Annotated in this window: 28 protein-coding genes and 1 tRNA gene; 9 read left to right on the top strand and 20 right to left on the bottom strand. The window is 69.5% G+C overall.

Features of this window, described 5'->3' with window-relative positions; translation table 11 throughout:
- The 6 genes from ACZ3TI_RS05560 to ACZ3TI_RS05535 all read right to left on the bottom strand — a co-directional run bounded on the left by ACZ3TI_RS05560 (position 1) and on the right by ACZ3TI_RS05535 (position 4,973).
- Positions 1-633, bottom strand: coding sequence for a nucleoside/nucleotide kinase family protein (locus ACZ3TI_RS05560; RefSeq protein WP_465723675.1), 633 nt, complete (start codon positions 631-633; stop codon positions 1-3).
- A gap of 5 nt (positions 634-638) precedes the next feature.
- Positions 639-1,370 (bottom strand): hypothetical protein, encoded by a 732-nt coding sequence (locus ACZ3TI_RS05555; RefSeq protein ID WP_465723673.1) that lies wholly within the window; start codon positions 1,368-1,370, stop codon positions 639-641.
- Positions 1,367-1,990: a hypothetical protein gene (locus tag ACZ3TI_RS05550; RefSeq protein ID WP_465723671.1), complete on the bottom strand. Its 624-nt coding sequence runs from the start codon at positions 1,988-1,990 to the stop codon at positions 1,367-1,369. The genes ACZ3TI_RS05555 and ACZ3TI_RS05550 overlap by 4 nt, the downstream gene beginning before the upstream one ends.
- A complete protein-coding gene (locus ACZ3TI_RS05545; RefSeq protein WP_465723669.1) occupies positions 1,987-3,867 on the bottom strand; it encodes a radical SAM protein in 1,881 nt (626 codons plus the stop codon). Before ACZ3TI_RS05545 ends, ACZ3TI_RS05550 begins: the two co-directional genes overlap by 4 nt.
- Before the next feature lie 34 nt (positions 3,868-3,901).
- Positions 3,902-4,336: an NUDIX hydrolase gene (locus ACZ3TI_RS05540; RefSeq protein ID WP_465723667.1), complete on the bottom strand. Its 435-nt coding sequence runs from the start codon at positions 4,334-4,336 to the stop codon at positions 3,902-3,904.
- Positions 4,337-4,517: 181 nt separating this feature from the next.
- Positions 4,518-4,973, bottom strand: a complete 456-nt coding sequence (locus tag ACZ3TI_RS05535) for an ATP-binding protein (RefSeq protein ID WP_465723665.1) — start codon at positions 4,971-4,973, stop codon at positions 4,518-4,520.
- 213 nt (positions 4,974-5,186) lie between these two features.
- On the opposite strand from ACZ3TI_RS05535, the gene ACZ3TI_RS05530 reads away from it, so the two are divergent.
- The 3 genes from ACZ3TI_RS05530 (at position 5,187) to ACZ3TI_RS05520 (ending at position 7,358) form a co-directional block, all read left to right on the top strand.
- A complete protein-coding gene (locus ACZ3TI_RS05530) occupies positions 5,187-6,047 on the top strand; it encodes a helix-turn-helix domain-containing protein (protein ID WP_465723663.1) in 861 nt (286 codons plus the stop codon).
- On the top strand, positions 6,044-6,274 hold the full coding sequence (locus ACZ3TI_RS05525; protein WP_465723662.1) for a DUF397 domain-containing protein: 231 nt from the start codon (positions 6,044-6,046) through the stop codon (positions 6,272-6,274). Before ACZ3TI_RS05530 ends, ACZ3TI_RS05525 begins: the two co-directional genes overlap by 4 nt.
- Before the next feature lie 136 nt (positions 6,275-6,410).
- Positions 6,411-7,358: a phosphotransferase family protein gene (locus ACZ3TI_RS05520; RefSeq protein WP_465723660.1), complete on the top strand. Its 948-nt coding sequence runs from the start codon at positions 6,411-6,413 to the stop codon at positions 7,356-7,358.
- Positions 7,359-7,423: 65 nt separating this feature from the next.
- Here ACZ3TI_RS05520 and ACZ3TI_RS05515 read toward each other — a convergent pair whose 3' ends face one another.
- The 10 genes from ACZ3TI_RS05515 to ACZ3TI_RS05470 form a co-directional block, all read right to left on the bottom strand.
- A complete protein-coding gene (locus tag ACZ3TI_RS05515; RefSeq protein ID WP_465723658.1) occupies positions 7,424-7,672 on the bottom strand; it encodes a hypothetical protein in 249 nt (82 codons plus the stop codon).
- An 11-nt stretch (positions 7,673-7,683) separates the two neighbouring features.
- Positions 7,684-8,727, bottom strand: coding sequence for a DnaB-like helicase N-terminal domain-containing protein (locus ACZ3TI_RS05510; protein WP_465723657.1), 1,044 nt, complete (start codon positions 8,725-8,727; stop codon positions 7,684-7,686).
- On the bottom strand, positions 8,724-9,557 hold the full coding sequence (locus tag ACZ3TI_RS05505) for a hypothetical protein (protein WP_465723656.1): 834 nt from the start codon (positions 9,555-9,557) through the stop codon (positions 8,724-8,726). Before ACZ3TI_RS05505 ends, ACZ3TI_RS05510 begins: the two co-directional genes overlap by 4 nt.
- Positions 9,554-10,339 carry a DnaB-like helicase N-terminal domain-containing protein gene (locus ACZ3TI_RS05500; RefSeq protein ID WP_465723654.1) on the bottom strand — a complete coding sequence of 262 codons (786 nt, stop codon included), beginning with the start codon at positions 10,337-10,339 and terminating at the stop codon, positions 9,554-9,556. Before ACZ3TI_RS05500 ends, ACZ3TI_RS05505 begins: the two co-directional genes overlap by 4 nt.
- Positions 10,336-12,147, bottom strand: coding sequence for a type IV secretory system conjugative DNA transfer family protein (locus ACZ3TI_RS05495; RefSeq protein ID WP_465723652.1), 1,812 nt, complete (start codon positions 12,145-12,147; stop codon positions 10,336-10,338). The genes ACZ3TI_RS05500 and ACZ3TI_RS05495 overlap by 4 nt, the downstream gene beginning before the upstream one ends.
- Before the next feature lies 1 nt (position 12,148).
- The gene (locus tag ACZ3TI_RS05490; protein ID WP_465723650.1) at positions 12,149-13,468 is read right to left on the bottom strand and encodes a VirB4 family type IV secretion system protein; all 1,320 of its coding nucleotides are present in this window, start codon (positions 13,466-13,468) and stop codon (positions 12,149-12,151) included.
- 173 nt (positions 13,469-13,641) lie between these two features.
- Entirely contained in the window at positions 13,642-15,180 is a 1,539-nt protein-coding gene (locus ACZ3TI_RS05485; protein WP_465723648.1) for an SCO6880 family protein, read from the bottom strand.
- Positions 15,177-16,913, bottom strand: coding sequence for a hypothetical protein (locus tag ACZ3TI_RS05480; RefSeq protein ID WP_465723646.1), 1,737 nt, complete (start codon positions 16,911-16,913; stop codon positions 15,177-15,179). Before ACZ3TI_RS05480 ends, ACZ3TI_RS05485 begins: the two co-directional genes overlap by 4 nt.
- Before the next feature lie 34 nt (positions 16,914-16,947).
- On the bottom strand, positions 16,948-17,697 hold the full coding sequence (locus ACZ3TI_RS05475) for a DUF8175 domain-containg protein (RefSeq protein WP_465723644.1): 750 nt from the start codon (positions 17,695-17,697) through the stop codon (positions 16,948-16,950).
- Positions 17,698-17,704: 7 nt separating this feature from the next.
- Positions 17,705-18,022 (bottom strand): hypothetical protein, encoded by a 318-nt coding sequence (locus tag ACZ3TI_RS05470; protein ID WP_465723642.1) that lies wholly within the window; start codon positions 18,020-18,022, stop codon positions 17,705-17,707.
- Positions 18,023-18,331: 309 nt separating this feature from the next.
- Here ACZ3TI_RS05470 and ACZ3TI_RS05465 point away from each other — a divergent pair, with 309 nt between their 5' ends.
- The 3 genes from ACZ3TI_RS05465 to ACZ3TI_RS05455 all read left to right on the top strand — a co-directional run bounded on the left by ACZ3TI_RS05465 (position 18,332) and on the right by ACZ3TI_RS05455 (position 20,452).
- Complete coding sequence (locus ACZ3TI_RS05465) at positions 18,332-18,775, top strand: helix-turn-helix domain-containing protein (RefSeq protein WP_465723640.1); 444 nt, start codon at positions 18,332-18,334, stop codon at positions 18,773-18,775.
- Between the two features lie 160 nt (positions 18,776-18,935).
- Positions 18,936-19,190, top strand: coding sequence for a hypothetical protein (locus ACZ3TI_RS05460; protein WP_465723638.1), 255 nt, complete (start codon positions 18,936-18,938; stop codon positions 19,188-19,190).
- 227 nt (positions 19,191-19,417) lie between these two features.
- Positions 19,418-20,452 carry a C40 family peptidase gene (locus ACZ3TI_RS05455; protein WP_465723636.1) on the top strand — a complete coding sequence of 345 codons (1,035 nt, stop codon included), beginning with the start codon at positions 19,418-19,420 and terminating at the stop codon, positions 20,450-20,452.
- A gap of 204 nt (positions 20,453-20,656) precedes the next feature.
- Here the strand turns inward: ACZ3TI_RS05455 and ACZ3TI_RS05450 are convergent, their stop codons facing one another.
- The 3 genes from ACZ3TI_RS05450 to ACZ3TI_RS05440 all read right to left on the bottom strand — a co-directional run bounded on the left by ACZ3TI_RS05450 (position 20,657) and on the right by ACZ3TI_RS05440 (position 21,439).
- Positions 20,657-20,878, bottom strand: coding sequence for a hypothetical protein (locus tag ACZ3TI_RS05450; RefSeq protein ID WP_465723634.1), 222 nt, complete (start codon positions 20,876-20,878; stop codon positions 20,657-20,659).
- A gap of 139 nt (positions 20,879-21,017) precedes the next feature.
- Positions 21,018-21,248, bottom strand: a complete 231-nt coding sequence (locus ACZ3TI_RS05445; protein WP_465723632.1) for a hypothetical protein — start codon at positions 21,246-21,248, stop codon at positions 21,018-21,020.
- On the bottom strand, positions 21,245-21,439 hold the full coding sequence (locus ACZ3TI_RS05440) for a helix-turn-helix transcriptional regulator (RefSeq protein WP_045700776.1): 195 nt from the start codon (positions 21,437-21,439) through the stop codon (positions 21,245-21,247). Before ACZ3TI_RS05440 ends, ACZ3TI_RS05445 begins: the two co-directional genes overlap by 4 nt.
- 266 nt (positions 21,440-21,705) lie before the next feature.
- On the opposite strand from ACZ3TI_RS05440, the gene ACZ3TI_RS05435 reads away from it, so the two are divergent.
- The 3 genes from ACZ3TI_RS05435 to ACZ3TI_RS05425 all read left to right on the top strand — a co-directional run bounded on the left by ACZ3TI_RS05435 (position 21,706) and on the right by ACZ3TI_RS05425 (position 24,423).
- Positions 21,706-22,323 carry a helix-turn-helix domain-containing protein gene (locus tag ACZ3TI_RS05435; RefSeq protein ID WP_465723630.1) on the top strand — a complete coding sequence of 206 codons (618 nt, stop codon included), beginning with the start codon at positions 21,706-21,708 and terminating at the stop codon, positions 22,321-22,323.
- Between the two features lie 142 nt (positions 22,324-22,465).
- Entirely contained in the window at positions 22,466-22,987 is a 522-nt protein-coding gene (locus ACZ3TI_RS05430) for a hypothetical protein (RefSeq protein ID WP_465723628.1), read from the top strand.
- 320 nt (positions 22,988-23,307) lie between these two features.
- A complete protein-coding gene (locus ACZ3TI_RS05425; protein WP_465723626.1) occupies positions 23,308-24,423 on the top strand; it encodes a tyrosine-type recombinase/integrase in 1,116 nt (371 codons plus the stop codon).
- Between the two features lie 79 nt (positions 24,424-24,502).
- Here the strand turns inward: ACZ3TI_RS05425 and ACZ3TI_RS05420 are convergent.
- Positions 24,503-24,574 (bottom strand) — tRNA-Val (locus ACZ3TI_RS05420).
- Positions 24,575-24,664: the final 90 nt, after the last annotated feature.

Raw genomic sequence — 24,664 nt, 5'->3', positions numbered from 1 at the left:
TCAGGTCGCGGACGGGCGGGTGGAGCCATGCAGGTGGGCGAGGCAGTCGGCGGCCAGCTGGTCGAGGTCGGCCTTGGTGGTGCAGGGCCGCTGCCAGACCTCAAGGCCGGTGCAACGGGTCCAGGCGGTGGCGGCCTGCGGGTAGAGGTCGCCGAGCCGTTCGGCGGCCTCGGGGCGGTCGGTGAAGCGCGGTGCGGTCTCCCGGCCAGCCAGACGGGCCTGGCACAGGTCGGGCTCGGTGGTCAGCAGGACGGTCAGCTGCGGGCGGGCCTGGTGCTGTTCGGCGAGGCGCTCGACGCACTCGGCGACCGAGCGCCGGTGGACCAGGGCGAGCAGGCAGGCCGTGGACAGGCTCAGCCGGTCGGCGAGGACCGGGCCGCGGGCGAGCGCGGGGGTGAGGTTGAAGCGGGCGTGGAGGGTGAGGTCCCAGCAGGCCGCTTCGACGGCTTCCTCGGGGTCGTCGGAGCTGTGTCCGGCCCGCAGCCGCACCAGTGTGCGGGTGGCCGCGAGGGAGAGCCAGGAGAACTGGCCGGTGTGGTCGAGCGGTATGCCTCGGGTGCGGGCGTCGGCGAGGAGTCGGTCTCGCAGGGTGCTCTTTCCGGCGCCGGGTAATCCTTCCAGGGCTACGAGCACGGGCGTCAGCTCCTCGGTTCTTCGGCGGCGAGCCAGCTGATGAACTTCGCGCACCGCCCGGCGGTGACCGGCAGGGTGCCGTGGGAGAGCTGGGAGCCATACAGCAGCGCGGTGCCCGGCGCCGGGGCCACAGACCAGCGGGTGCGGGGCATCTGCTGGAACCAGGCGGCGGAGTTGTCCGCGCCGTCGTGGGCCAGCCACATGCCCTCCGCGTAGCCGTTCGCCGTGGCGTCGGGGGCCTGGCGGTACCAGAGCCGGTCGCTGGAGGCGGTCTCGACGTAGAAGTCGCCTCCGGCGTCGGCCTGGGTGATGACGACGCTGATGCCGGCGATCTGGCGGGGCCAGGCGAGCGGGTCGGGGGCGATGCCGTCGAGGTGGCTGGTGATGTGCTGGCCTTCGCCGTACTCGACGTACGTCCACGGGCGGCACACGGTGATGGAGGGCATGACCCGGGCCAGGGCCGGGCGGGCGCGCTCGAAGGCGTCCTGGAGGATCTTCTCCGCCTCGGCGGGGATGCCGGGGATCTCGACGCGGCCGGCGGGCTCGTAGACGGCCATCGCCTGCTCGTGGCTGTGGCCGGGGATCTCGTGGATGGAGGTGCGGCGCTCGTCGCCGAAGCGGGTGGCGTCGTCGGCGGCCAGGACGTCGTGCATCAGGGTGGCGAGGTGGAGCCGCTCGGCCGGGTCGAGGAAGTTCTCGATGCTGCCGACGCCGGTGGTCTCGGCAATGTGGATCACGGGGTGGGCCTCCTTGTTTCGAGGACGCGGCGGATGTCGTCGAGGTCGGTGCAGTGGTTGAGCCAGCTCACGACCGGGCTGCCGCCTCCGGCCAGGGGGTCGCGCCACAGGGCGAGGAGTTCGCCGGTCAGCGGCAGCTCGCCGGTGCCGGGCAGCAGCCAGGATCGGGCCGTCTCGCCGGCCTGGGCCGCGGGGCAGGGTGCGTGGTGCTGGTGGACGAAGACGCGGGTCAGCCGGGCGGCGGCGGCCTCGCGGCACGCCTGCCGCATCGGAGCGTTGGGCTCGGGCCGCTGGTAGGCGCGGTGCTCGGTGGCTTCGACGACGGCGGTGGCCGAGGCGGCGACCCTGCACGTCGCACAGCAGGTGGGCCCGTGCGACGGGCACCGTCCGGCCCGCGCGCCGAGGGTAGCGGCGGCCTCGTCGAGGACCGCCCACGCGCTGTGGGCCAGCAGCCCGCCCGCGTCCGGCCGCGCAGGTCCGGACGGGGTGCGGTGGTTGCAGCACGGCTCACCGCCGGCGGCGGCCGGGGCCGGGGCGAGGGCGGGTTCGATGAACAGCGCGTGGAAGTAGGAGATGCGTCCGAGCAGTTGGTGGACGGTCACCTCGTCGCCGGGCCTCATCCCGCCACCGCCCGGTCCACGGCGGCCGGGGCCGGGAGCGGGCAGGAGCACGTGGTGCCGGTCGGGTGCTCAGCCGTCAGCGCGGCGGCCAGAACGCGGGCGGCGGCGCCCAGGTCGGCGAAGTAGGCGTCCCAGTCGTGCCGGTGGTCCGGGTGGAGGCTGAGGTCGAGCACCGGGACGGTGGTGCCCGACGTCTCGCAGGTCAGCTCGGAGCGGGCGACCCGGACCTCAATGCCGCCCGGCAACGCGGGGGCGGCGGCGGTGGCCGCGCGGCACAGGGCCGCGGCGGTGCGGGCGTACTCGGCGCGGTCGCGCGGCAGCAGGCCGACCCGCAGTTCGGCCGGGTCCAGGTCCAGGCCGCCGTACTGGTGGCCCTCGCAGCTGTCGTAGGTGATCAGGCCCCAGCCGATGGTGAGGGCATCGACCAGGGGCCAGACGCCGTCCTCGATCGCCTCGCGCCACTTCGGGTGGGCGGGGTCGAGGTCGTCGGCCTCGTGGACACCGGGCAGGCCGACGGTGTTGATGTTGCCGTGCTCGCTCGCCTGCAGTCTTACCTCGGCGCGGGTGGCGGCGGGGTCGTCCCAGCGGGCGGTGAAGGCGTTCACGTCACGCATGCTGTTCGGCGTGCGGGGGTGCCAGCGAAGGGTCCGGCACCAGGCGCCCTCGGGATGGGCGGGCTGGGCGAGGAGCGCGGCGATGCCGTCGATCACGCGCATCCGGTAGTCGCAGTAGGCGTCGCCGTCCGCGGCGGGGTCCTGCCGCCAGCGGGTGGCGATGCAGCCGCCGCCGCAGGTGCTGCGGTAGTCGCAGCCCGCGCACTTGGCCATCAGCGCCTTGCCCTGGCTCAGCAGCAGGTTGCCCTGCTGGAGGCGGGCCAGCTCGTCCTGGCCGGTGACATCGTCGAGCTGGGCCAGGCGGGCCTGGGGCCAGGGCAGTTCGTCGCAGCTGCCGAACCGGTTGTCGGGGTAGAGGGTGAAGACGTGGTCGCACTTGAGGTCGGAGAAGTGGCAGAAGCCGCTGCCTAAGCCGCGCAGGCGCCGGATCGTGGAGACGGCCGGCTCCAGCTTGAGGCGGGTGAAGTGCCCGGCGCTGATCCAGTGGGCGGTGGCGGCCAGCACGAAATCGGCGTACTCGTCCGGGTGGATCGCCCACGCCGGACCGCCCTCCCCCGCGAGAGCGGCCTGCTGGAACAGGCGGCTGGCCGGGACGCGTCGAGCCCGGACCGCGGTCGAGCGGCGGATGGCGCTGTCGAAGGCGGGCACGAAGCTGACCGCGTTGACCGCCGCGAAGGCGGCGAGGTGGTCCAGCACCTGCTCGGCCCGGCCCAGCACGGCCGGGGTCACGGTGGTGATGACGCCGACCTTGCGGCCCCGCTCGGCCAGCAGCTCCAGGGCCGCCGCGACGCGCGAGTAGACAGGCTGGCCGTCGTAGCCGAGGCGCCAGGCGTTGCCCTGGGCGTCGCCGTCCAGGGAGACACCGATCTGCAGGTCCGGGTACAACTCGTCGAACAGGTCGAGCCACGCGGCGTCGAGCTGGACGCCGTTGGTCTGCATCGACACGCACACCACCTGCGGCTGGGCGGCGAGTTCGCGCAGGACCTCGGCGATGGCCTCGCGGCCGGCGGTCAGCGGCTCCCCGCCGTGGAGCTCCACGGCGAGCGGGCGGTGCCGGAAGAGCCGGGCCAGCTGTCCGATCTGGTCGGCGCTGATCCGCGCTCCGCCGGGCACCTCCTTGCGCTTCTCGTAGCAGTGGGGGCAGTCGATGTCACAGGTCTCCCCGCGCAGCTTGACGATCACCGACACCGCGGTGCTGGTGTCCTCGGGGTCCAGGCTCCGGTAGAGCCGGTCGATCGGGTGCTGTTCGGTGGTGCGGTGCATCGGCTGCCTCCCATGCTGCCGTGACCGGTCGGGATCAGTCGGACAGGCGTCCCAGCAGGGCGCCCTGGCCGGACTGGAGGATGTGCGCGGCCTCCAGCGGAATCCAGAAGCACTCGAAGTGGGTGGGCTCCTGCTCACCGTCGTGGTCCTCCTGGCTCATCCACCGCTCCGGGGTGGGCTCGGTGAGCTCCAGGTGGAAGACGTGCCGGCGCTGGATCTCGAACCGGTACGGGCTGAGGTCGTACTCGGCCTCGCCGAGCTTGCGCACGATCTTGAAGTCGTTCAGGCCGGTCTCCTCCCGGGCCTCCCGCAGTGCGGCGGCCTCCGGGGTCTCCCCCGGGCGGATGCTGCCGGCCGGGACCTGGATGCCGACCTCCTCGTAGCTGTAGTCGGTGTGCCGGAACACCAGCAGCCGCCCGTCGCGCACGACGTAGACGAGCACCTTTTCCTTGGTGACCTTCTCGGGCATTGGAACAACCTCCACGCGGTCGGGACTGATCGTCTGGAGCTTGCGGGAGCGCGGCTCCAGCCCCTCGGCCCGGCCGACGGGACGGGCTGGGGAGCCCACGAGTCTAGGTCACCTGAGTGTCCGTCAATTCACCTTCGCCCAGCTCGCGCCAGGGCAATCGGACCATTGCGCGACGGGATGATCAGCCGGGCGCCACGGCCATCGCCCGCGACTCCCCAAAGGCACCCGCGCCCTCGCGGGCGGTGGGGCCGATGGTGAACCGAACCTCCTTGCCCCGCGGAAGGAGCTCGGTCTCCAGCTCGCCCACGAGGCGAGAGAGCAGGAGGAGCCCTCGCCCGCCGGTCGCATCCCGCTTCGGCACCCGGGCCAGCGGCGGCCGGTCGTCGAAGTCGGTGACGCCGACGCGGACGCCGCCCGAGGTCTCCCGCACTAGCAGTTCGCCCCCGCCTCCGGTGTGCAGGAAGACGTTGGTCAGCAGTTCGGTCACCCCCAGCTCCGCCACATCGCTGAACTCGCTCTTGCACCACATCCGCAGCTGGGCCCGCACGATCTCGCGCACGTGCCGCATCATCTCGGGGCGGATCACCGGGATGGCCAGGCGGAACTCACCGAGCTGATCGACGGTCTCGACAGACATGGGCCCTCCGGATGGCTGCGGACACAAGGCTGACCATTGCGCTCTGTGTCCACTGGAGCACTCTGCGCTTGGTCGGGTTTCGATGATGGCCCCGCCATTGCTGAAGGGCAAGGCCCCCTGAGAGGAAAACCTTTCCTTCTGGCGATCTGTCATATGCACCTACTGGCACCGGCACTACCCTTTCGTTGGGACAGTTGAGGACCAGGAGGTGCGATGCCCGTCGAGCCGACCCCGCGCCGAAGGCGCCTCGGGACCGAGATCCGCCGCGCCCGCGAGGCGCTGGGGTGGAGCCAGGACGAGGCCGCCCGGCAGCTGGGCTACCGCGCGCTATCGACCGTCAGCAAGATCGAGAACGGTACCCAGGGCGTCAAGCTCCAGGCCCTCGCCCACTTCTTCGAAGTCCTCCAGATCAGCGACGAGGCTCAGCGCAACCAGTGGCGCGAGCTGGTCCGCCGCGCCGGCGAGCCGGACTGGCACCAGCGCTACCAGGGCGTCGTCGACGACCCTCTCAGTGACTACCTGACCGAGATCGAGGAAGCCGTCGATCTGTTCCACTGGAATTCGGGCGCCTTGCACGGCCTGCTCCAGATCCCCTCGTACGAGCGAGCGATCGTCGAAGGCAGCCGGGCCTGGACCACCGCCGAGGACATCGAGCGCTTCCTCGCCATGCGCACCGAGCACCGCCAGGCCATGGCCGAGCGCCAACCACCCCTGAAAATATGGTCCGTCATCCCCGAAGGGCTCCTGCGGCAGGAGGTCGGCGGGCGGGCCGTCGCCAAGGCCCAGGTCGAGTACCTCATTGACCTGCTAAAGAGCGACCCGAACATCACGATCCAGGTCCTGCCGCTGAGTGCCGGCGCGCACGCAGGCATGGACGGGCCGTTCATGCTCATGTCCTTCGCCACCGGCGCCGACACGGTCACCATCGAGGCAACCCGCGCACGGCTCCACCTCACGGACCCGGAGTCGGTCGAGGTCTATCGCACCACCAGCGACCACCTGAAATCCGATGCCCTCGGCCAGAAGGCATCGCTGTCCCTGCTCAAGACGATCGCCAAGGAACTCGCGTCATGAACAAGAACGACCTCGACCCCGCCTGGCTCGACGACCAACTCGCCAGGGCCGAGTGGCAGACCGCCAGCAGCGGCGGGACCAACTGCGTAGAGGTCGCCTTCCTCGAAAACGCCATCGTCGCGATCCGAGACTCCAAGAACAAGCACAGGCCGCCGCACATCTTCGACGACGCCGAGTACGACGTCTTCGTCGCCGGCATCATGCGCGGCGAACTGCGCAGGCGCTAACCATCCTCGAAGGCGGCCCAACACAAGGTTTCTGGGCCGCCTTCTCACGCCACCACTCTTCTCGTCATGGTCTCCTCCAATGGCAGGTTGGCCCGGCCGAGACCGTGGTCGCCACCACCACTTGGAGCGTGAACGCGTGATCACCCGCCGAGACGCCAGTAGCATCACCGCCGACGCCGAGAACCAGCTCCTCGAAGCCCGCGGACTCACCCCCGTCGACCTGATCGCTGCCGGCACCGAGGCCCGCGTCTACGCCCGCAGCCAGGACCAGGTACTCAAGGTCTACGCCGACCCCGACCAGCTCGGTGCGCTGGAGACCATCGCCGACCTCTACCGGCGCTTCGACCGCACCAGCGTCCCCTTCGCCCTGCCCGAGATCCAGCGCATCGAGCAGCACGGCCCCCTGCTGGCCGTCACCGAGACCCGCCTGCCCGGCACCCCGATGGGCAACGCCCTCGACCTCACCGACCCGGCCACCGAACGCGCCTACCTGGCCGCCGTCCGCGACTTCACCGGCCTGCGCCTGACCAGCCCGCTCGACCGGCGCATGCTCCTCGCCCCCATCCCGGCCCACCAGGGCGACGACTGGCACGCGTTCCTGCGCCGCCTCCTCGCACAGAAGCTCCCCAAGGTGCTGACCCACCTTCGCCTCGACGTCCCGGCCGTGGACCACATCACCGACCGGCTCAGCGCGCGGCTCGCCCACCCCTACACCGGGCCCGAAGGCGTCATCCACGGCGACCTCTACCCGGACAACATCCTCGTCGAAGAGGGCAAGGTCAGCGCCGTCATCGACTTCGGCACCTTCACGCTGCTCGGAGACCCGCTCTACGACCTTGCAGGGGCCTGCGCCTACTACCGGATGTACGACCCGGACCGCGATGAGGTCCGAAACCGCCTGCTCGCCGCCGCCGCCCAGGACCTCCCCACCGACCGGCGCGACGCCCTCGCCGACTACCTCCACACGATCGCCCTGCTCAGCTGCGACCTCTACCCCGAGCAGGACAAGGACATCCGCGTCACCGGCCACTACCAGTGGGCCGCCGGCGTCCTCAACACCCCTATCGTCTGGAAGGGCCGATGAGCTTTCCGCGCGAACACGACCCACAGTCGCGGGGCGTGAGTGCTCCCGCCTACGGCCAAACGCCCTCACCCCCTGCTACGGAGAACTGCTTGGTCGGCGAGTCGCATGTTCGCCTCCATGAGGTCCAGTCCGGCGGCAACGTCCGCTCTGGTGACCTCCCACCAGCCTGCCCGGTCGAAGATCCACCAGGACTCCCGGTAGCGGGCGAAGTCCGTGATCGTCTCGCTGAGGTGATGGGCGCTGCCGTCCGCGAGGGCGGCGTCCATGACGGAGTGGCTGAGGTCAGCGATCATGCCCGCGTCGGAGTTGGTCATCTTGGTCCCCCTCACGGCCGGATGTTCGGCTGGATGCTGGGGGCCTGCTGCACCGGCGGTGGTTGCAGAAGCGGCGCCGGCTCCACCGGGGCGGTCGACGTGACGGCCCTGACGGCGAGGTCCACCTTGGGCTCCGCCCCGGAAGTGCGGGCGGTGACGTCGACGGCGGCGAAGTCCGTGGCGAGCTTCGTCCGGATGTCCTCCGCCATCATCTCCCCCGACAGCTCGATGGCGGCACCGACGACGACCGCCGTGGCGGCGAGACGGGCGAGGTAGTCCAGGCGCTCCTCACGCTGCTCGACGCGAACCTCCACGGTCACCTCGTACGCCTGGGGGTCCTGCTGGTACACCTCCCACTCGACGGTCAGCTGGTCGACCGGTTCGCCCCGCTCCGCCACGACCACGATCGCCTCGTAGACCTCGCGGCGGGGGCCCTCCTCGAACACCTCGGGGTACAACCATGTGCTCACCTCCCGGACCTGCTCCGGGTGTTGGAGCAGGTCCGCCAGTACGGCGTCCTGGCGCTCAAGGTGGGTCTCGACTCGGACCTCCCCCTCCCCTGCCAGCCTCGCCCGTACCTCGTACGGCGCCGGGGCGGGCTCGTTGTACTTGGCCACGGGGGCGGCGTGCTCGGTGTGGCGCATCGCCTGGGCGAGGCGGTCGAGCACTGGGTCCGGTCCACGCAAGCCCGGCGTGGCTGTCCGCAGTCGGTCGACGTGCTGTGCGAGCTCGCGCCGGACGGCCGCCTCCTGGACCATGCGGGAGTAACTCGCGATGGCCCGGGGCTGCGGCGCGGCGTCGGCGAGACGGCGCAGATAGTCGGCGGTGACCCCGGGGATGGCGGTTCGCTGGGCGATCAGCTCCGGCAGCTGGGCGGTCGGGGTGGTCGGACTGCTGGTCCGCGAGTCGATCAGCGCGGTCAGAACGGCACGGTGGGTGGGGTGGGCCATGCGGTCGGGGGTGAGGTAGCCGATGTCGTCCAGCCGCTGGCGGTCGCGAAGTGCAGCACCGATGACGGCTTGTTCGGCACGCAGCACGAGGTCGGGGTGGGTCATCGGGTTGTCCTCGACTTCGTTCCGGTGGTGGCTTCGCGGTAGCGGCGGGCGGCGTTGTCAGCGGCGGCCATCCGGGCGGCGGCGTCTTCGAGCCGTTCCATCAGCTCCGGGTTGACGACGCGCAGCCAGTCGCCGTCGATGTCGACGGCCCACCAGGCCTCGGCGAACTGCACGTACTCAGGGATTCCGGGGCTGATCGGCTTGGCGAGGCCGCGGGCCCGGGCGTCGTCCATCTGGGCTGCGGTGAGGCGGTCCGGGCTACCGGCCTCGGCGGTGTCGGCGTGGGCGGCCAGCAGTCGGCTGGGAATGCCGGCCCAGGGGTCCGCGCCGGCCCAGCGCTTCTGGAGCTCCCGGTCCTCGGCGGCCGGGAACTCCTGTCCACGGTGGCCTGTTCGGCATGCGGTGGCGTAGACGGCGGTCGCGTTGGCCACCACGGTGCGCAGTTCGGCGTGCCAGTAACGAGCGGCCTGGCCAACCTTCTGGTCCGGGGCGGCACCGTAGATTTCCTCCCGCCAGACCTTGAGGGCCCACAACTCTTCGATCAGGCCGGGGTGTTCGGCCCAGCAGCGTGGCAGCCTGGATTCGATGGCCAGCTCGTAGCGGTCGTGGAGCCAGGTCACCCAGTCGCAGAGGCCGCCCCAAGCCGCAATGCGCTCCGGTCCGGTCATCGTGTGCCACTCGACCAACCGGGTACGGGGGCTCGCCTCGGTGGCGGCCGGCTTGGTGCCGGTGACGGGTCCGGGGGTGGCACGGCGCCCGCGCGAGCGGCGGATGCGGGCGTGCGGGCGGTGCTTGACCCTTCCGATCGGCGTGATCGCGGGCTCGGTCATGGCTGTTCCTGGAGCTGGGTTGGCAGGTGCGGGCTGGTCTCGGCAGGGTCGTCCGGGAGCCTGGTGTACTGGTGCCTCGTGTCCGGACGGCTGGCGATCGATGCGGCTTTCCAGTCCGCCATCACGAGGTGCACGGCGGCGTCGAGCGCTTCGATCGACGTGCTCGGGGTGAGCATGAGCCGCCGAAGGTAGGCGGGGGTGTCCATGGTGTCCGCGGTCAGTCGCGCAAGGCGGGGCGACAGTTCCTCGATGCTCCGGCGCACGCGCTCCTCGACGGCGGCAGGGGTGACCGGTTCCGCGTCGGTGTGCAGCGCCAGCATGGCCTCGAAGATGCCGTAGCGCACGTGGGTGGTGAAGGTGTCCACCGGCACCCACCTGCCGAGGTCGTTCAGCTCACGCGGGCGCTGGACGAGGTAGGCGAGCACCAGGTCCTCGTAGTCCGCTCGCGCCCGGCGCCAGTCGCTGAGGGCCACGAACTGCCCATCAGTGAGCGCCCGGTGCTCGGCCCAGTCGTCCGTCGCCCACGAGACGGGGACGACCTCCTGATAACCGGGGCTGAACACGGAGATCACCGGAGCACCCGTGTGGTCCTCGCCGGCGTGGTAGAGGGCGCCGTCGATTCCGCGCACCGGCCCGCTCCACCGCAGGATGTAGTCGGTCTGGGTCTCTGGACGGCGGTGCAGGCCGCGGCGGTGCCGCTGGTCGAACCGGGACTCCCATCGCCGGTCGGCATCGGTCCGCGCGTCGCCCTGGTGCCCGCTCCACGCGGGTCGGACGGTCATGCGGCGTCCTTGATGAAATCGAGGTCGCCCGCCCGGTACCGCTTCGACCAGTCGTTGCTTTCCTCGTACAGCTTGCGGTCGGGGCCTTCGTAGTGGCGCTGCATGCGGACCTTGGTGATGGGGGTGGTGGCGTGGATGACCAGGGCTTCGCGCTTCTCCTCGTCGAGGGTGCGGATCTCGTCCGGGGTGACGGTCTTGCGGTCCTGGAGGGTGGTCTGCATCGTGGCGCCCTGCGCGCCGCTCTGGTAGGTCGTCAGGGACTCGCGGAAGATCCCGGCCAGCTTCGAGAACTCTTCGAGTTCGTCGCCGCCGAGGCCGCCGAGGGCGATTTTGACGGTGGAGCTTCCCCAGAGCATCTCGGCCCCTTCGCGGCCCCAGACCTTGCGGGCCTGGGCCATGTTCTGGAGGACGGCGACAACGTAGATGCCTGAGCCGCCGGCGAAGGACATCAGGTCGGGCAGGTTCGGCAGCGGCGTGACGTTGGCAACCTCGTCCAGGAGCGCGCCCATCGGCGGGTCGAGTCTGCCGCCGGGCGAGCGGTCGGCGAGGCGCTTGGCGGTGCCGAAAACCTCGGAGACGAAGGCCGAGATCAGGGGGGCGAGCGCGGTGGCGTCTTCCTTGTCGACCAGCAGGTAGATGGTGCCGTTGCTGCGCAGCCAGTCCTCGATGTCGATGCCCTGGCCGGCCTTGGGGACGAAGGTGGCGCGGGCCAGCGGCGAGAAGAGGGGCGTCAGCGCGGTCTGCACGGTGGCGAAGAGGTTCGCCCGGGTGTCACCGGGGTTGCGGTAGAGGCCGTCGAGCATCTCGGCGACACCCGGTTCCGCGCGGCGGGACTCGGCGAGCAGCTTGATCGGTTCTTCGAGATGGGCGTTGAAGCCCCAGCGCAGGACGTGCTCCATGCTACGGCCGGTGATAGCTGCGGCGTGCAGCCAACCGGCAAGCAGGGAGGTTGCGGTGGCGCCGAAGAAGCCCGCTCCGCTGGAGTCGGTGGTCTCGCTCTTGCCGATCTTGACCATGAGGTCGGCTCTCTGCATGGCCTTGCCGAAGTCCTCGCAGCCGCTGGTGGGCGACCACTGCACCTGGTCGGGCCAGTCGACCATGCCGGTCGGCAGCATCGCCAAGGTCGGGCCGAGCCCGCGTCGGATCAGCGCGGTCGCGTCGAGGACGTCAGCTCGGACGCTGGTGATGAGCATCGGGCCGCGCCATGCACGAATCCAGGGGATGATCACCTGGCTGGTCTTGCCCTGGCGCGGGGCGGCCAGCATCAGCACGGAGTTCTCGATGCATACCCAGAGCAGCATGCCGGCCACGGTGCGGCCGAGTTGCACCGCGACGTCGTCCGCGGTGATCCGGTGACCCTTGAGCGAGGGCCGGACGATGGGCCCGCGCTTGACCACTGCGGCGGCGGACAGGGTCTTCGACAGCTGGGAGACGGAGGCGAAGCCGCGCACAGAACGGCTCCGCCGAAGACGGCGCAGGGCGAAGGCGCCCGCGGCGACCATCGCGCTGGCGACGATCGCGGCGGCGACGGCGAAGCCGACCGGGCCGGGCAGGTCACGGCGGACGTTCCCGGGCCAGGCTGCTCTCGGGTCGTCCAGGTGGTGCGGCAGTTGCTTGGCGACGCTGAACGCGTCGCCGAACGGGACCGCCGGCCAGACGGCATGGGTGATCAGCCCGGCGACCTGACCGGTGGCCCACGTCCCCACGGTGACGGTGACCATAACGATGATCAGCAGGACGATCAAGTAGTCCGCGGGGCCGTCCAGCACCGGCCTCCGCGCGACGGTCGAGTTCGAGGCGGAGGCCATCTCACACAGCCATCCGCTCGTTGGTGTAGTACAACTGCCGCTCGGCCGGACTCAAGATCGTCTGCACGACGTGGCTGGAGTTCCTGCCGATCTTCCAGATCGCGCGGCCGATCTGTTCACCGCTCCAGGAGGCGATGTGCGCGCACTCGGTGTCGGTCAAGCCGATCACGTCGCGCGTCATCGCCAGCGGTGCGGTGTCCTGGCGCAGGCAAATCCGCACGTCGCAACTGGAGATGAGGTTGCGGGCGATGCTGACCTCTTCGCTGCCCTGGGCGCCGACTGCCTCGAAGTCACTCAACCTGTGCGTGCTCAGAACCTGGATGGTGCCCTGGGCCCGGGAGAGCCGGAGATCGGAGTCGAGCTTGCGGATCATGGCCGGCACGCGCATCGCGCGCCAGAGCTCGTCACGCACGATCAGGCGCACGGGGCCGCCCGGCTCGTCGATAGCCGCTTGGCCCCAACTGCTGACACAGGCAAGGGTCATGGCCACGGTCTCGTCGCCGCGGCCGTCGATCCGGGACAGGTCGACGGTCTGGATCGGCGCGCCGAAGTCGGGCCGTACGGTGGTGGGTCCGTCGAACAGGCCCGACAACGAGCCTCTGACCATGTTGCCGAGGGCGTCGGCGGCCGGGCGGATCATCTCCCGCAGCTCGGTGACGTCGGTGTCCCGGACGCGCAGGTCCTGGGCCATTTCGGGCAGCGGGTCGCGCAGCAGGGCCCAGACCTGCGGGATCGTCGGGTCGGTCAGATGGGTGGCGCCGGTTGCCTGGCCGGAGGCGTGCTTGATGGCGAGGGAGAGCGCGGCTTCCTCGGTCGGCGTGAGGTTGCGGCCGAGACGCATCACCAGCAGGGAGGAGAGCAGCGTGATCCGTCGACGGTGGACTTCGTCCAGGCGCTCGCGCAGTTCCTCCGGGTCGGACGGCAGGTTGGTGCCGAGCGGTCCGCTGTCCAGCGGGTTGAGCCGGTGACGCAGCCCGGGGCCGAGTTCGACCGGCTCGACGCCGAACGCCCGCGCCAGGGAGGCGTATTCGTTCTTGATGTCTCCGAGGATGAACGACCGGACGCCGTAGGCGGCCAGGCGGGTCACCAAGGACTTGATGGTCGCGCTCTTGCCAGTGCCGGGGACTCCGGTGATCAGCAAATTAGGATTTGTGATCAACCCACGATGCAGCCACTCGATCGGATGGCAGGAGAAGGCGCCACCGGAGAGGCAGTCGACGCCGATGTAGGCGCCGGCCGGAGGCATGGAGGCCCCATACAGCCAGGGGTACAGCCCCTGGACCTGCCCGGTGCTACCGCGGAAGACCGGGATCTCGGGCATCCGCGGTGCTCGTCCGGCGAACGGACGGGCGTAGCCGCGCCGGGGCGCGACCGGTTCCCGGCGCGGCTTCGGCGCCTTCCGGGACGCGGGCTTCGGCTGCACCGGCACCGGGCGGCCGAGCACGTCGGTGAGGTCGAGGACGGGGAGGGCGGTGGCGGTTCGACGACGGAACATCAGGCCGCCCTCTTCTTGGGCAGGCCCATGCCGACCGGCAGCGCGCCGATCGCGAAGCCCACGTCCTGGGCCATCCACATGCGCTGCAACTCGATGCTGCCGCTGTTGGCGTCGGCCAGGAGCTCGCTGCACGCGTCCTCAAGGTCCGCGGGGTCGGTGACGGTGACGGTGCAGTAGGCGGTGTAGCGGACCATGCCGTGACCGGCCGCGCGCTCCTGGTCCTGCGCCTCCGCGCGGCGCAGCGCCTGCTTCTCCGCTTCCGGAACGATCTGACCGGTCTTGTGCCGCATGTTGACGGCGACCTCGCGGGCGGTCCGCTCCTGCATGATCTCGCGCTCGGCGGCACGCGGGCTGCGGGGCTCGAAGTGGAGGTTCAGCGTCCGGCGGTACTTCCCTTCGCCCAGCAGCGGGGCGAGGGCGGTGGCGTACACCTTGTTCTTCGGCCAGCTGTGGACGGCGTAGGTGACCGAAACCGCCCCGTCGTGCTCGTACCGGCCGCGCCAGGCGTGGGCGGCGGACGGGCCGGCCGCTGTCGGGCTGACTCCCGCCGCGAAGGGGACTTGGTCGCCTCGGAGGGCGGCGGAGGTGGCTGCGGCGCGGCGCTCTGCGAGCATCCGGCCGGCATGCGGATCAAAGGCGGTCCTCATGACCTCGGCCAGCTCTCGGGGGTTGAGCCAGCTCTCGACCTGGAGGTCTGCGGAGGCGATCGAGGACGTCATGGCCCGGAGATGGCGGACCAGGACGGCGGCGGCTCCGGCGTCGCCGCCGCCTGCCGCCTTGATGGGGCTGGCGGCACGGGCGGCGGACATCGTGATCGCGAGGTACGCCTCCCGCTGGCTGGTTGCCAGCGTGGCGGTGGAGAGCAGCGACTTGGCGACGTCGACCGCGACGGCGGGCGCTTCGGCGGCGACGTGATCGGCGTGCCAGCGCTGGAGCGCGGCACCGGACTCCGGGACGATCCGCTGGAGCGCCTGAATCCGGATGATCGCGTTGCCCTCGGTGCACTGGGACTGGAGCAGCGAACCCCAGTTGGCCACCCGCTGGTCGCGCCTGCTGGAGTCGGCAAGGCCGATGCCGGGGACGCGTACCCGGGCGACCGCCGTGTAGGTGCGGTCGAGACGGTGGTGGATCACCGCGATCGGGGCTCCGCTGCCCCCGTCCGCTTCGAGCACCGCCAGCGGGGCGAGGATGCCGGGCAGATCCAGCCGGGGCTCGTCCGTCTCGGACGCGCGGGGTGCGAAGGCGCCGGAGAGGAAACGATTCTGCCCACGGAAGCGGAGGATTTCGAAGGACATGAAGGCGACCGCCCATTCATCGACCGTACGGCCGGCGATCCGGACGAACGCGAGTAGGAAGAGGACAAACGACACGGGCCAGGTCACAAGTCCGGCCCGGAGGTAGGAGATTGCGAACGGCCAGATCAGCCCGAGGACCCCGGTGCCGACCATCACGGCCCTCTGGGCCGTGAGCCCGAAGAGGAAGGCGACTTTCTCCTGCTGCCACCCGAAGTACGTACGGGTAGCGGTCTCGGTGCTCATGACTTGCCGCCTCCTTCGGAGTGGTCAGGACGGGTGATCTTGGTGGGGGGAGCAGCGGGGCGCTCGACCGGAGCGGCCTGGGCGCGCGGCGTGCCAGAGCGGTCTGCCGGGGCCGGTGCGGGCGCGGTCTGCCCCTGAGCCGACTCGGGCCTCGGGCCGGCTGCGGGTTGGCTGGCCTGGAGCGGCGCGGCGCTGGAGGCGGAGCGGGTCGCAGCGGCCGGTACCTGGGTGGACGTCTCAGGCCCGGCAGGAGCGTCCGCGCCTGCCGACGAACCTGCACTCGGGCCTGCGGACACCGGGGGCATCTCGATGGTGGGCGGGTCGCTGCGCGGGGCACCGGCGACTGGCAGGTCCGGGGTGCTGTCCTGGAGCGCCTGCTGGTGATCGGGTTGCGCGCTGGCCGGCCCCACCGCGTCGGCCTGCGGCTCTTGCTGGTCCGACCAGTCCGGCTTCGGCTGGTCGGGCAGCAGACCGCCCGCAGTGGGCAACGGTGCGCTGGCATGGCGGTTGACGTACCCGGCGGGCTGCGCCGCGTATGGGTTCGCACCCTGTACCCCGGCGTGGCCGGCCATCTTCTCCATGCCACCGGCCAACGAATTGACCGCTTGCTGGGCGGCCTTGACCGCTGCGACGGCGATCATCCCGACCGGCCCCGCTGCGGCGCCGGCTCCACCCGCCGCAGCGCCTCCGGCGCCACCTGCCGCACCACCACCGGCACCACCGGCAGCGGCGCCTCCGCCCTTGCTGGCGAAGCTGTTCATCGTGCGGCCGGCGCTCTCCTGCCCGAACGAATCCGGCGAGGCGCCGGTCGGCGGACCGCCCGCGGTGCTGAGTCGGCCTCCGGCGAAGCCGAGCAGAGCGGCGAGACCGGCACCACCACCGACCTGGACCGATGCAAACGTAAAGAAGCGTGCGATCGCCGGCCACGCCAGGGCAGCGAGCAGCAGGATGAGCATCCCCGACAGGGTCGTCTGGAGGTCCTTCGAGTCGCCCGCGACGTTGAAGCCCAGGGCGAAGACCAGGGCGATGATCGGCTTGAGGATGATCAGCTGGACGGTGGAGGAGACGAGCTTGGACCACCAGGTCTTGGTGGAGTCGGACACCTGGCCTGCCGCCGAGATCGGCGAGGTGGCGACCAGCACGACGATCGCCGCATTGCGCAGGAGCATCTCGAACCAGAGCACCAGCGTCAGCAGGATGCCGATGATGGCGATGATCAGCAGGAGCGAGGCCGCCGTCCCCGGCGTGTAGGAGACGAGCTTGGCGATCTTGTCGCTGAGGGCCTGCTCTCCGCCGAGTGAGTTGTCGACGATGTACTTCGTCAGTTCGTCACTCGCCGCCAACGCGGTGGAGGCGACGACCAGAGTGAGAAGGAACGCCAGCGCCGCCTTGCCGACGCCTACCGCGGCGGTGGCCAGCGGGCGGCCGTCGTGGGTGATCACCGTACGGATGACCTGGAAGACGACCAGCAGGCAGGCGACGAGGGCGGCAACACCGAGGGATATCGCGTAGACGCTCCTGACTCCGTTGCTGGCGAGGTCTGGCGCCGGAATCTTGACGAAGGCCGTGGCGAACGTCTTGAGCAGCTCGGTCGCGGCGTCCGCGAAGGACTTACAGATCGAATCCCACGCGCTGCTCGCCACCTTGCCGGCGGCGTCGCCGGCGAGTCCGCCGAGGACGGTGTCGCCGATGCCAGGAACGCAGTCGAGGGGACTGGTCAGGCCGCAGGCCATGCGAGCCCCCTGGTGGTGGTACTGGTGACCATGGTTATCGCTTCAATTCCTGCCAGCCCTTGGCCACAGCTTGGGGGCTGCCCGGCTCGGCGACGAGGCTGGTGTAGTCGGTGGTGGAGTTGCCCGAGGGGGCAGGGATGCGCCAGTCGTTGGCGGACCAGGTGAGGTCGAGCGGATAGACGCCCATGCGGGTCTGCATCCCGGTGCCGGGAACGCTCGTGGTGTAGGTGGCCAGCAGCAGGACCTGGACGTTGTCGGGGCCGACCGAACGCACCTGGTACTCGATGGGCGACAGGACGACGGAGGTCCCGGGCTGCAACTGGCCATTCTGCGGCAGGCCGAGTCCCTTGCGGGTGGCTGCCGGCCCCTTGGCCAGGGCGTCCGCAGCGCCGGACCAGGAGTCGACGGCGACGAGCCGGGCGACGGCCGCCGCGCGGTCGGACTCAAGGGTGGAGCCGAGCTGGCGCCAGTACTCGACCGCCGCCGAGACAGCGCCTACCGTGGAATGCGGGAAGCCCAACTGCACCCCGTTGACGAGGCGCTCTCCGCGCACGAGCTGGAGCGGGCCGGTCAGCCCGGGGGTGGGCGACCCTGTGGAGTCCACTCCGGTGACCGAACCCGGTGGCGGGATGGCGGCCGGCGGTGTGAACACCTTGGGCCCGCGGGGCTCGCTGCCGGACTCGATGGCGACCCCGATGGCGACGAAGGCGAGCAGGCCAACGACACCGAAGAGGAGCAGCGGCAGAATCCGGCGGCGGGGGCGGTGGTCGAGGAACTGGTTCATGGCGCGCTTAGGCCGCCGCGCCGAACACGGTGTTCACGAGGGGGATGGCGCACGCGGTCACGATGACGCCGCCCAAGGACCAGACCAGGGAACGCTTCCCCTTCTCGGCGCTGTCGGGCCGGTTGGAGAGGTGACCAATGCCCATCAGCCCCCCAGAGACCACGGCGGCGACGGCGCACGCGATCAGCGCGCCCCACTTCGCGTAGCTGAGCAACAGTTCCGCGCCCTTGCTGCCGTTGGTCGGGTCGGCCGGCGCGGGGTTCTGGATATCCGCGAGGTAGTGGACGTCTGCAAGGTGGTGAACGGCTTGCAGGGTGAGGGACATACCGGGCTCCCGGAAGGCAGACATGCCAGCGATCCCGCAGGATCTGTCCTGGTCAGAAGGAGCCGCCCCTGCTGTCGGGCATGGGGAGGCAGATGAAATGGCCTTCACCTGGGTTCAGCACGTGAGGTCAGTGCGATTCACTCTGGCTAATTTCGGCCGTGAGCAAACGATAAACGCCCGCAAGCCCAGCGCGTCAACCAAAGTGAATGTGACTAGCCTCACCCGACCACTCTCTGTTTACAGTGGCTAATCGGCGTCACTGTGCGCAACGATGAGACCAAGTCAGCAGCAAGGAGTGCTACGCGCGTTATGCCAGTCGAAGAATCCGCCGGGGCCGGCTCGGTTGCGAGCCGCTTGGAGCACTTGTTCGCGACGGTTCACCCCGCGGACCGAGGCCCCTACACCAACCCCGAAGTCGCCCAAGCGATCAACGAGAAGGCGGGCCACCAGGTCCTCGGAGCCACCTACCTGTGGCAGCTGCGCAAGGGCAAGCGGACCGACCCAACGCACAGTCGCCTCACGGCAATTGCCGACTTCTTCGGCGTCTCCCCGCTCTACTTCTACGAGGAGGAGACGGCGAAGCGGACCGACGAGCAATTGCGCCTTGCGAGCGCGCTGCGCAGCGCGTCGATCAGGCAGATGGTGCTCGACATGGACGGCCTCTCGGAGCGCAGCATGGCGGCCATCGCCACCATGATCCAATCGGCCCGGGCGATGGAGGGTTTGCCCGACTCCGGCGCCGCACCTAAGTGACGAGCCCCACACGCGACCCCAACCACCTGATCATCACAAGTTCACACGACGGGCACACTCCCGGTGTCCATTCGCATACAGTTCTGCGAGCCGGGAGGAGTGACCGGCCGACCATCGTCGCCCGCTCCAAGGACCACCTCCCGACCAGGGAGGCATCTTCATGAGCGCGTCGCAGCTCTGCGGCAATCGACAGCTGGACCACGGCGCCCCTTCGCGGCCGTCCCGGCCGTCGCCGGCGGCAGCCGCTCCGCCGACACCCACCGGAGCGCCGCAGAGGCGGCACCCGCTCGCACTGGCGGACATCCGGCCCCACGCGGCCGAGGCGAAGGGGGTCGCCGAAGCAGCCCTTCGCCTGGCCTTCCCGGACCTGAGGCCCGCCGCCCTCCAGCACCTCTTCGGCCGCCCCGGCGCCTGAGCCACTTCCAGCACCTAACGCACCCACCCCTCGGCGGCCCAGCCCCCTCCCCGCCTTCACGGAGCGAGGCATGCCCGAGAAAATTTACTTTGGCTAACCAGTGGCATTGATCACGCTCACTCTGGTTGACCTGAGCACTCCGCATCAGCCTATGGTTCGAGCAAATCCGATTAGCTGATGTGAATTGGCCGTGCGCTGCTACGCGGTGCCGGCCACAGAGGTGGCACGTGAAAAAGGCAGCTCATCTGGCCCTGGCAGGTGTCCTGGCGCCCTTCGGGGTGGTCCTTGGCATCGCGCTCTCCGGCGGAGGAACCGCCGCCGCCACCCCGGCCGCCCCCGGCGCGAACGGCGGATTGGGCTGCTTCAAGCCGGTGGCAGCCGGGCAGATCACCGCGGACGGACAGCAACTGACCACCGAGCAGATCAACAACGGCCAGATCATCTATCAGGTCTCGGTACAGCTCCAGCTCCCCCCGCAGGCGGCGGTGGTCGCAATCGCGACCGCCCTGCAAGAGTCGACGTTGCGGAACCTCAGCTCGGGTGACCTGGACTCGATCGGGCTGTTCCAGCAACGCCCATCACAAGGGTGGGGCTCACCCACGCAGATCATGGACCCCGTCTACGCCGCGACCAAGTTCTACGCCGCGCTGGTGAAGGTTCCGGGCTGGGAGACCCTGCCGGTCACCGTGGCCGCCCAACGGGTCCAAGCGAGCGCGTTTCCCGACGCCTATGCGAAGTGGGAGAGCACCGCCCGGCAGCTGGTGGCTACCTACAGCGGGAACGCCACGGGCTGCTCTCAGGGCAACGGCGACGGCCAGACGACGACCGACGCCATCAGCCTCCCCGCCGGCTTCTCCCTCCCCGCCGGAACACCCGTCCAGGTCGCCACCGCGATCAAGTTCGGCATCTCGAAACTGGGCATGCCCTACCAGTGGGGCGGAACCGGCGATCCGAGCTACGACTGCTCCGGCCTCATGCTGCGCGCCTACGAGGCCGCCGGGATCACGATCCACCGAACCACGTTCGAGCAGGTCTTCGACGGGACACCGGTCTACGCCGCATCGCAGCTCAAGCCGGGCGACCTGATCTTCCTGGCCGGGACCGACGGCACCCCGACCTCCCCCGGACATGTCGGGATGTACCTCGGGTCGAACCTCGTCCTTGATGCTCCACGGACGGGCAAGAACATCCAGATCACGAACTTCACCGGCGGATACTGGGACAAGGAAGCGGTGGCCTTCCGACGCATCGTTCCCTCGTAGGCCCCGGTTGACCTCGCTGGCCAACCGTGACCGCGCCGCGGTTTGGGAGCGGTCCAGAGCGTACAGCGCCGCGGTGGTGGGGCTGCTCGGTCGCGTCGGCTGACCCGGCCAGCGGGCGTGTCGGCCTACGGGATCGGCTCGCGTACATAGGCAGAGGGCCGGGGCCTCACCGTTCGTGGTGAGGCCCCGGCCCCCTGCATGTCGTCACTCCCTGGCCAGCGTCCCCCTATCGGTGGTGGTCCACTCGGCGTGTTCATCACGGCCGCCCGAGGGGGGCCACTGGACGTGAATGCCTCCGGGGCGCACGTCGATGATCAATCCGCGAAGGTACTGGCCGGAGCCGTCCTTGGTCGTCGCCATCCAGTGCCGGCCTATCCAGGCGGCGGGAGGCTGCTCGGCGTAGCGGTCGTAGGTGATGTTGTTCATGGTGACTCCTGCGGTGATGGGAGGCAGCTTCGGCGCCGGTCTGTCGGGAGGAGCAGTTCCGGTCACGGGGGGCGGGGCGCGCGCGGGCATCCCGCTGGGCTGGTCGGCCGACGAGCGGGCACGCTGGCTCGCCGTCGCGTCATCGGGCGTCCCTGTTCCATCCGCAGCTGTCGCGCACCAGGCCCGCCGAGGCCCAGAGCCTCACGTCGGATGGCCGGTAGCGCCGCAGGCCGTCAGTGCTCTCGGTGTACCTGGGGCCGGTGCCGGCAGCAGCCAGGTCCCGCAGGTCCGTGCTCGTGATGCCGAGATAGATCGCCGCGTCGTCCACGGACCACCACGGCCGGCGAGTCGTGCAGCGCTGTCGCTTCATCGCTTGCTCCCCGTGTCGGAGGAGCGGCCTTCCAGCCACTGCCGCACGTCGTGCGGGTCGTACCGCCTGCACCGCCCGACCTTGTAGCTCCGCGGTCCGGTGCCCTTCCAGTTCATCTGGTAGATCGTCTGCGTCGGCACGCCCAGGAACTCCGCGAGTTCCTTCAAGGTCCACAACCTGTCCGTACTCATGAGCACTCACATCTCATTCATGTGTCATTTCGACAACTCTGCTTGTCGTTTGGACAACCGAGATGAGCATCAGGCAGCACTGGCGCCATTGTCAATACGACATTCAAAGTTGTCATTTCGACAACTACGTCACAGCCTGCCTGCCTGCTTTGGCGGTAGCCGAGGTGCGCTTGTCGAATCGACATGCACCGAACGCTGCGAAGTTGTCGATTGCGCAATCGAGAGGTGGTGAGTAGAGTCGCCGATACGACAAGCAAGGAGGCCAGATGTCGAGCGACTCGGCCCCGCCGACTCTGTCGGTGAGCGACGCGGTGGCTCTACGGGTCAAGGAGGCCCGGAATCGGCGCGGGTGGACCATGAAGCAACTAGCAGCCGCCTGCCACGATGCCGGCGCGATCAAGCTGACGGCCCCCGTCCTGGCCAACATCGAGACAGGTCGACGTGACGCGAACGGCGTTCGGCGGCGCGAGCTGTCGATCGACGAAGTCGTGGCCCTCGCAGTGGCGCTGGACATCTCTCCGATGCATCTGCTGGGCCTTCCGGAAGAGGCCGCACCTGGCACGGCGGTCCTGCTGACTCCAGAAGTGGCTGTCAGCGACGGCGAGTTGCTGATGGAGTGGTTCTCCGGGCAGAAGGCTTTGCCCCAGAGCGACGCCAGGCAGTTCTACTCGACCGCCATCCAGCGAAGGCCGGCTGGCGACAGCCAACAGGCCCTCGCCGACCTCACCAGCTCGGTTCTCCAGGATCGGGCCGCCGCGATGACCGCCGCCTTCAACTCGGAGATGGCGGCAACCCTGGCGAAGATCAACGCTGCGGTTCAGTCGGGCGCAAGCCCGGATGAAATCACCGCCCTGCTCAACCCGGGCGACTCCGGCTCGAAGTAGGACCCCAGCAACCAGCAGGCGTTCGGCACAGCCGCAGCGCCAGTTCAACGAACCCGAGGGCGCGACCGACCGGTCCCGCACCCGTACGGGCAAAGAAGAGGAACCCTTATGGCATGCACTCATCAACGATTGGCAGAAGATCATGCTCCACGCTCGGATCGAGGACCGCGGTAGGCACGCGGACTACCTGCTGGCCGCCGCACGCGCTCGTGCAGCCGGCCACACCCCACCGGCCCGCTACCGCGTCCGCTGGCGCGACACATCGGGCACTTCCCACAGCCTGAGCTTGCCGACCCCCCAACTCGCGGTAGCCATGCGGGCCGATATCGCCCACGGCCGGGCGCCGCTGACGCTCGGCGACCTGGTCGATCACTGGTCGTCCCTGCCGGTGCGGTCCACCAAGCCGGGAGCGCCGAGGTTCCCCAACCGCAGGCCGCTCGACCGGCACGTGCTGCCGTGCCTCGGGCGCAGGCTCGCCATCACGATCACCCGGGCGGACGTCGAGAGCCTGGTGTCGACCCTGCGCGCCGAGGGCCAGCTGCGCGCCGCCACGATCAACAGCCTCCTCGCAGCGCTCAAGCGCGTCTTGCAACACGCCGTCCGCTACGGGCACTTGCCCAGCAACCCCGCATCCGGCGTTCGGCCGATCCCCCGGCCGACCTGACCTCCAGCACAGCGTCAGCGCCTCCGGCCTCCACTCTTCCGCACCGCGCCGTCGTCACCGTCTGCGCCACGTGCGGATCACCGATAAACCATGAACCCGAAATGCGGCAGAAGCCGCGCATTCAAACGGGCAGAAAGAAGGAATGGATATGACAATGAACACTGCAAGGCAGACCCAGGTGATTTATGTCCCGCGTATGGATAGAAGACCGAATTAACCATGCCGACTTCAAGTCGGCAGTAACGAAGGCAAAGTCCAGCGGACGCACAGCTCCCGGCAGGTACCGCGTGCGATGGTACGACCCGGACGGCCAGGCTCGCATGAAGACCGTCCAGCGCAAGGTCGATGCCGAAGCCGCTCGGACAGAGCTGGAGGAAAAGCTCGGCAATGGAACCTATCGAGACCCATCCGCGGGCCGCACGAAGTTCGCAGAGATTGCGGAAGAGTGGTTCACGGCCAAGCTCAATGTGAAGCGTTCGACGCGCGCCAGGTACCGAATCGCACTGGACACATACGTGATCCCCAAATGGGGATCGACTCCGGTCGCTCGCATCCAGTTCGACGGCATCGCCAAGTGGCTCGGCGACATCCTCGCGGACTCCGCAGCCAACGGAAAGCCCCTCTCTGCAAGCACTATTCGGAAGATCCACGTCGTCCTTAAGGGGGTTCTGGACTATGCAGTGCGTGCGCGCCGGATTGCCTATAACCCGGCAATCGGAATCCCGCTCCCTCGCTATGTCCCACCGGAGCACGTTTACCTGGACAACATGCAGGTGGAAACCCTCGCTGACGCCTGCGGCGAATATCGGGCGCTGATCCTATTTCTTGCCTATACCGGAGTCCGCTGGGGTGAGGCCACGGCAATCAAGATCAGTCGTGTAAACCTTGCCACCCGCCGCGTTCGAATCGCCGAGACATGGAGCCGAGACAAAGGCGGCCTATACCTCGACACTCCGAAGAACCATGAGCGCCGCTCGGTTCCAGTGCCCGTATTCCTTCTCAAGGAACTCGAATCGCTGATGGTCGGCCGCGATCCGGACGGCCTTCTCTTCACAGCCCCCGAGGGCGGGAAGCTGATCGTCGGCAACTTCACGCGTCGGCGATTCAAGAAGGCCCTGGAAAGCGCTGGCTTGGCAGACCTCGGCATCACGCTTCACAAACTGCGGCACACTGCGGCTTCCCTGGCAATCGCCAGCGGCGCCGACGTCAAGGTGGTCCAGACCATGCTGGGCCACAAGACCGCGACCCTGACGCTGGACACGTACGGTCATCTCTGGCCGGACCGTCTGGACGAGGTGTCAGACCGGCTCGACAGCCAGCGGTCGAAGGTGCTCAAGCTGGCGAAGAAGAAGGCCGAGAAGGCGCAGAAGAAGGCGGCCAAGCTCGCCGCCGAAGTCGCCGCCTTGGAGGCAGCTGCCGACGCCGCTGCGGCGTGATGTGTTCTAAATGTGTTTCGGGCCGTGGTGCCAGCTCCTTCGAGCTGCCACCACGGCCCTCTGACCTGCATGTTTGTTGTGGGCGCGGACGGTTTCGAACCGCCGACATCTGCTTTGTAAGAGCAGCGCTCTACCACTGAGCTACGCGCCCCCGGTCGTGGCCCGGTGGGCGCACGACGAGTGCCTAGGGTACCTGGTCCCGGGGGGTGGTGGGGGCCGGGCGCCGGGTGGGCGGGTGGGA

The sequence above is a fragment of the Kitasatospora sp. NPDC023120 genome (assembly GCF_055560835.1).
Note: the sequence above shows the minus strand (reverse complement) of the source record. Positions and strands in the feature narration are given on the sequence as shown.

What these genes read in the sequence shown, in the direction of transcription:
- ACZ3TI_RS05435 (WP_465723630.1), top strand. Translation starts at nt 21,706, where the DNA reads ATGTCGAGCGACTCGGCCCCGCCGACTCTGTCGGTGAGCGACGCGGTG.
- ACZ3TI_RS05540 (WP_465723667.1), bottom strand. Translation starts at nt 4,336, where the DNA reads ATGCCCGAGAAGGTCACCAAGGAAAAGGTGCTCGTCTACGTCGTGCGC.
- ACZ3TI_RS05450 (WP_465723634.1), bottom strand. Translation starts at nt 20,878, where the DNA reads ATGAACAACATCACCTACGACCGCTACGCCGAGCAGCCTCCCGCCGCC.
- ACZ3TI_RS05505 (WP_465723656.1), bottom strand. Translation starts at nt 9,557, where the DNA reads ATGACCGAGCCCGCGATCACGCCGATCGGAAGGGTCAAGCACCGCCCG.
- ACZ3TI_RS05495 (WP_465723652.1), bottom strand. Translation starts at nt 12,147, where the DNA reads ATGGCCTCCGCCTCGAACTCGACCGTCGCGCGGAGGCCGGTGCTGGAC.
- ACZ3TI_RS05545 (WP_465723669.1), bottom strand. Translation starts at nt 3,867, where the DNA reads ATGCACCGCACCACCGAACAGCACCCGATCGACCGGCTCTACCGGAGC.
- ACZ3TI_RS05485 (WP_465723648.1), bottom strand. Translation starts at nt 15,180, where the DNA reads ATGAGCACCGAGACCGCTACCCGTACGTACTTCGGGTGGCAGCAGGAG.
- ACZ3TI_RS05475 (WP_465723644.1), bottom strand. Translation starts at nt 17,697, where the DNA reads ATGAACCAGTTCCTCGACCACCGCCCCCGCCGCCGGATTCTGCCGCTG.
- ACZ3TI_RS05445 (WP_465723632.1), bottom strand. Translation starts at nt 21,248, where the DNA reads ATGAAGCGACAGCGCTGCACGACTCGCCGGCCGTGGTGGTCCGTGGAC.
- ACZ3TI_RS05550 (WP_465723671.1), bottom strand. Translation starts at nt 1,990, where the DNA reads ATGAGGCCCGGCGACGAGGTGACCGTCCACCAACTGCTCGGACGCATC.
- ACZ3TI_RS05425 (WP_465723626.1), top strand. Translation starts at nt 23,308, where the DNA reads ATGAAGACCGTCCAGCGCAAGGTCGATGCCGAAGCCGCTCGGACAGAG.
- ACZ3TI_RS05480 (WP_465723646.1), bottom strand. Translation starts at nt 16,913, where the DNA reads ATGGCCTGCGGCCTGACCAGTCCCCTCGACTGCGTTCCTGGCATCGGC.
- ACZ3TI_RS05460 (WP_465723638.1), top strand. Translation starts at nt 18,936, where the DNA reads ATGAGCGCGTCGCAGCTCTGCGGCAATCGACAGCTGGACCACGGCGCC.
- ACZ3TI_RS05490 (WP_465723650.1), bottom strand. Translation starts at nt 13,468, where the DNA reads ATGCCCGAGATCCCGGTCTTCCGCGGTAGCACCGGGCAGGTCCAGGGG.
- ACZ3TI_RS05535 (WP_465723665.1), bottom strand. Translation starts at nt 4,973, where the DNA reads ATGTCTGTCGAGACCGTCGATCAGCTCGGTGAGTTCCGCCTGGCCATC.
- ACZ3TI_RS05430 (WP_465723628.1), top strand. Translation starts at nt 22,466, where the DNA reads ATGCTCCACGCTCGGATCGAGGACCGCGGTAGGCACGCGGACTACCTG.
- ACZ3TI_RS05515 (WP_465723658.1), bottom strand. Translation starts at nt 7,672, where the DNA reads ATGACCAACTCCGACGCGGGCATGATCGCTGACCTCAGCCACTCCGTC.
- ACZ3TI_RS05500 (WP_465723654.1), bottom strand. Translation starts at nt 10,339, where the DNA reads ATGACCGTCCGACCCGCGTGGAGCGGGCACCAGGGCGACGCGCGGACC.
- ACZ3TI_RS05525 (WP_465723662.1), top strand. Translation starts at nt 6,044, where the DNA reads ATGAACAAGAACGACCTCGACCCCGCCTGGCTCGACGACCAACTCGCC.
- ACZ3TI_RS05530 (WP_465723663.1), top strand. Translation starts at nt 5,187, where the DNA reads ATGCCCGTCGAGCCGACCCCGCGCCGAAGGCGCCTCGGGACCGAGATC.
- ACZ3TI_RS05510 (WP_465723657.1), bottom strand. Translation starts at nt 8,727, where the DNA reads ATGACCCACCCCGACCTCGTGCTGCGTGCCGAACAAGCCGTCATCGGT.
- ACZ3TI_RS05470 (WP_465723642.1), bottom strand. Translation starts at nt 18,022, where the DNA reads ATGTCCCTCACCCTGCAAGCCGTTCACCACCTTGCAGACGTCCACTAC.
- ACZ3TI_RS05440 (WP_045700776.1), bottom strand. Translation starts at nt 21,439, where the DNA reads ATGAGTACGGACAGGTTGTGGACCTTGAAGGAACTCGCGGAGTTCCTG.
- ACZ3TI_RS05465 (WP_465723640.1), top strand. Translation starts at nt 18,332, where the DNA reads ATGCCAGTCGAAGAATCCGCCGGGGCCGGCTCGGTTGCGAGCCGCTTG.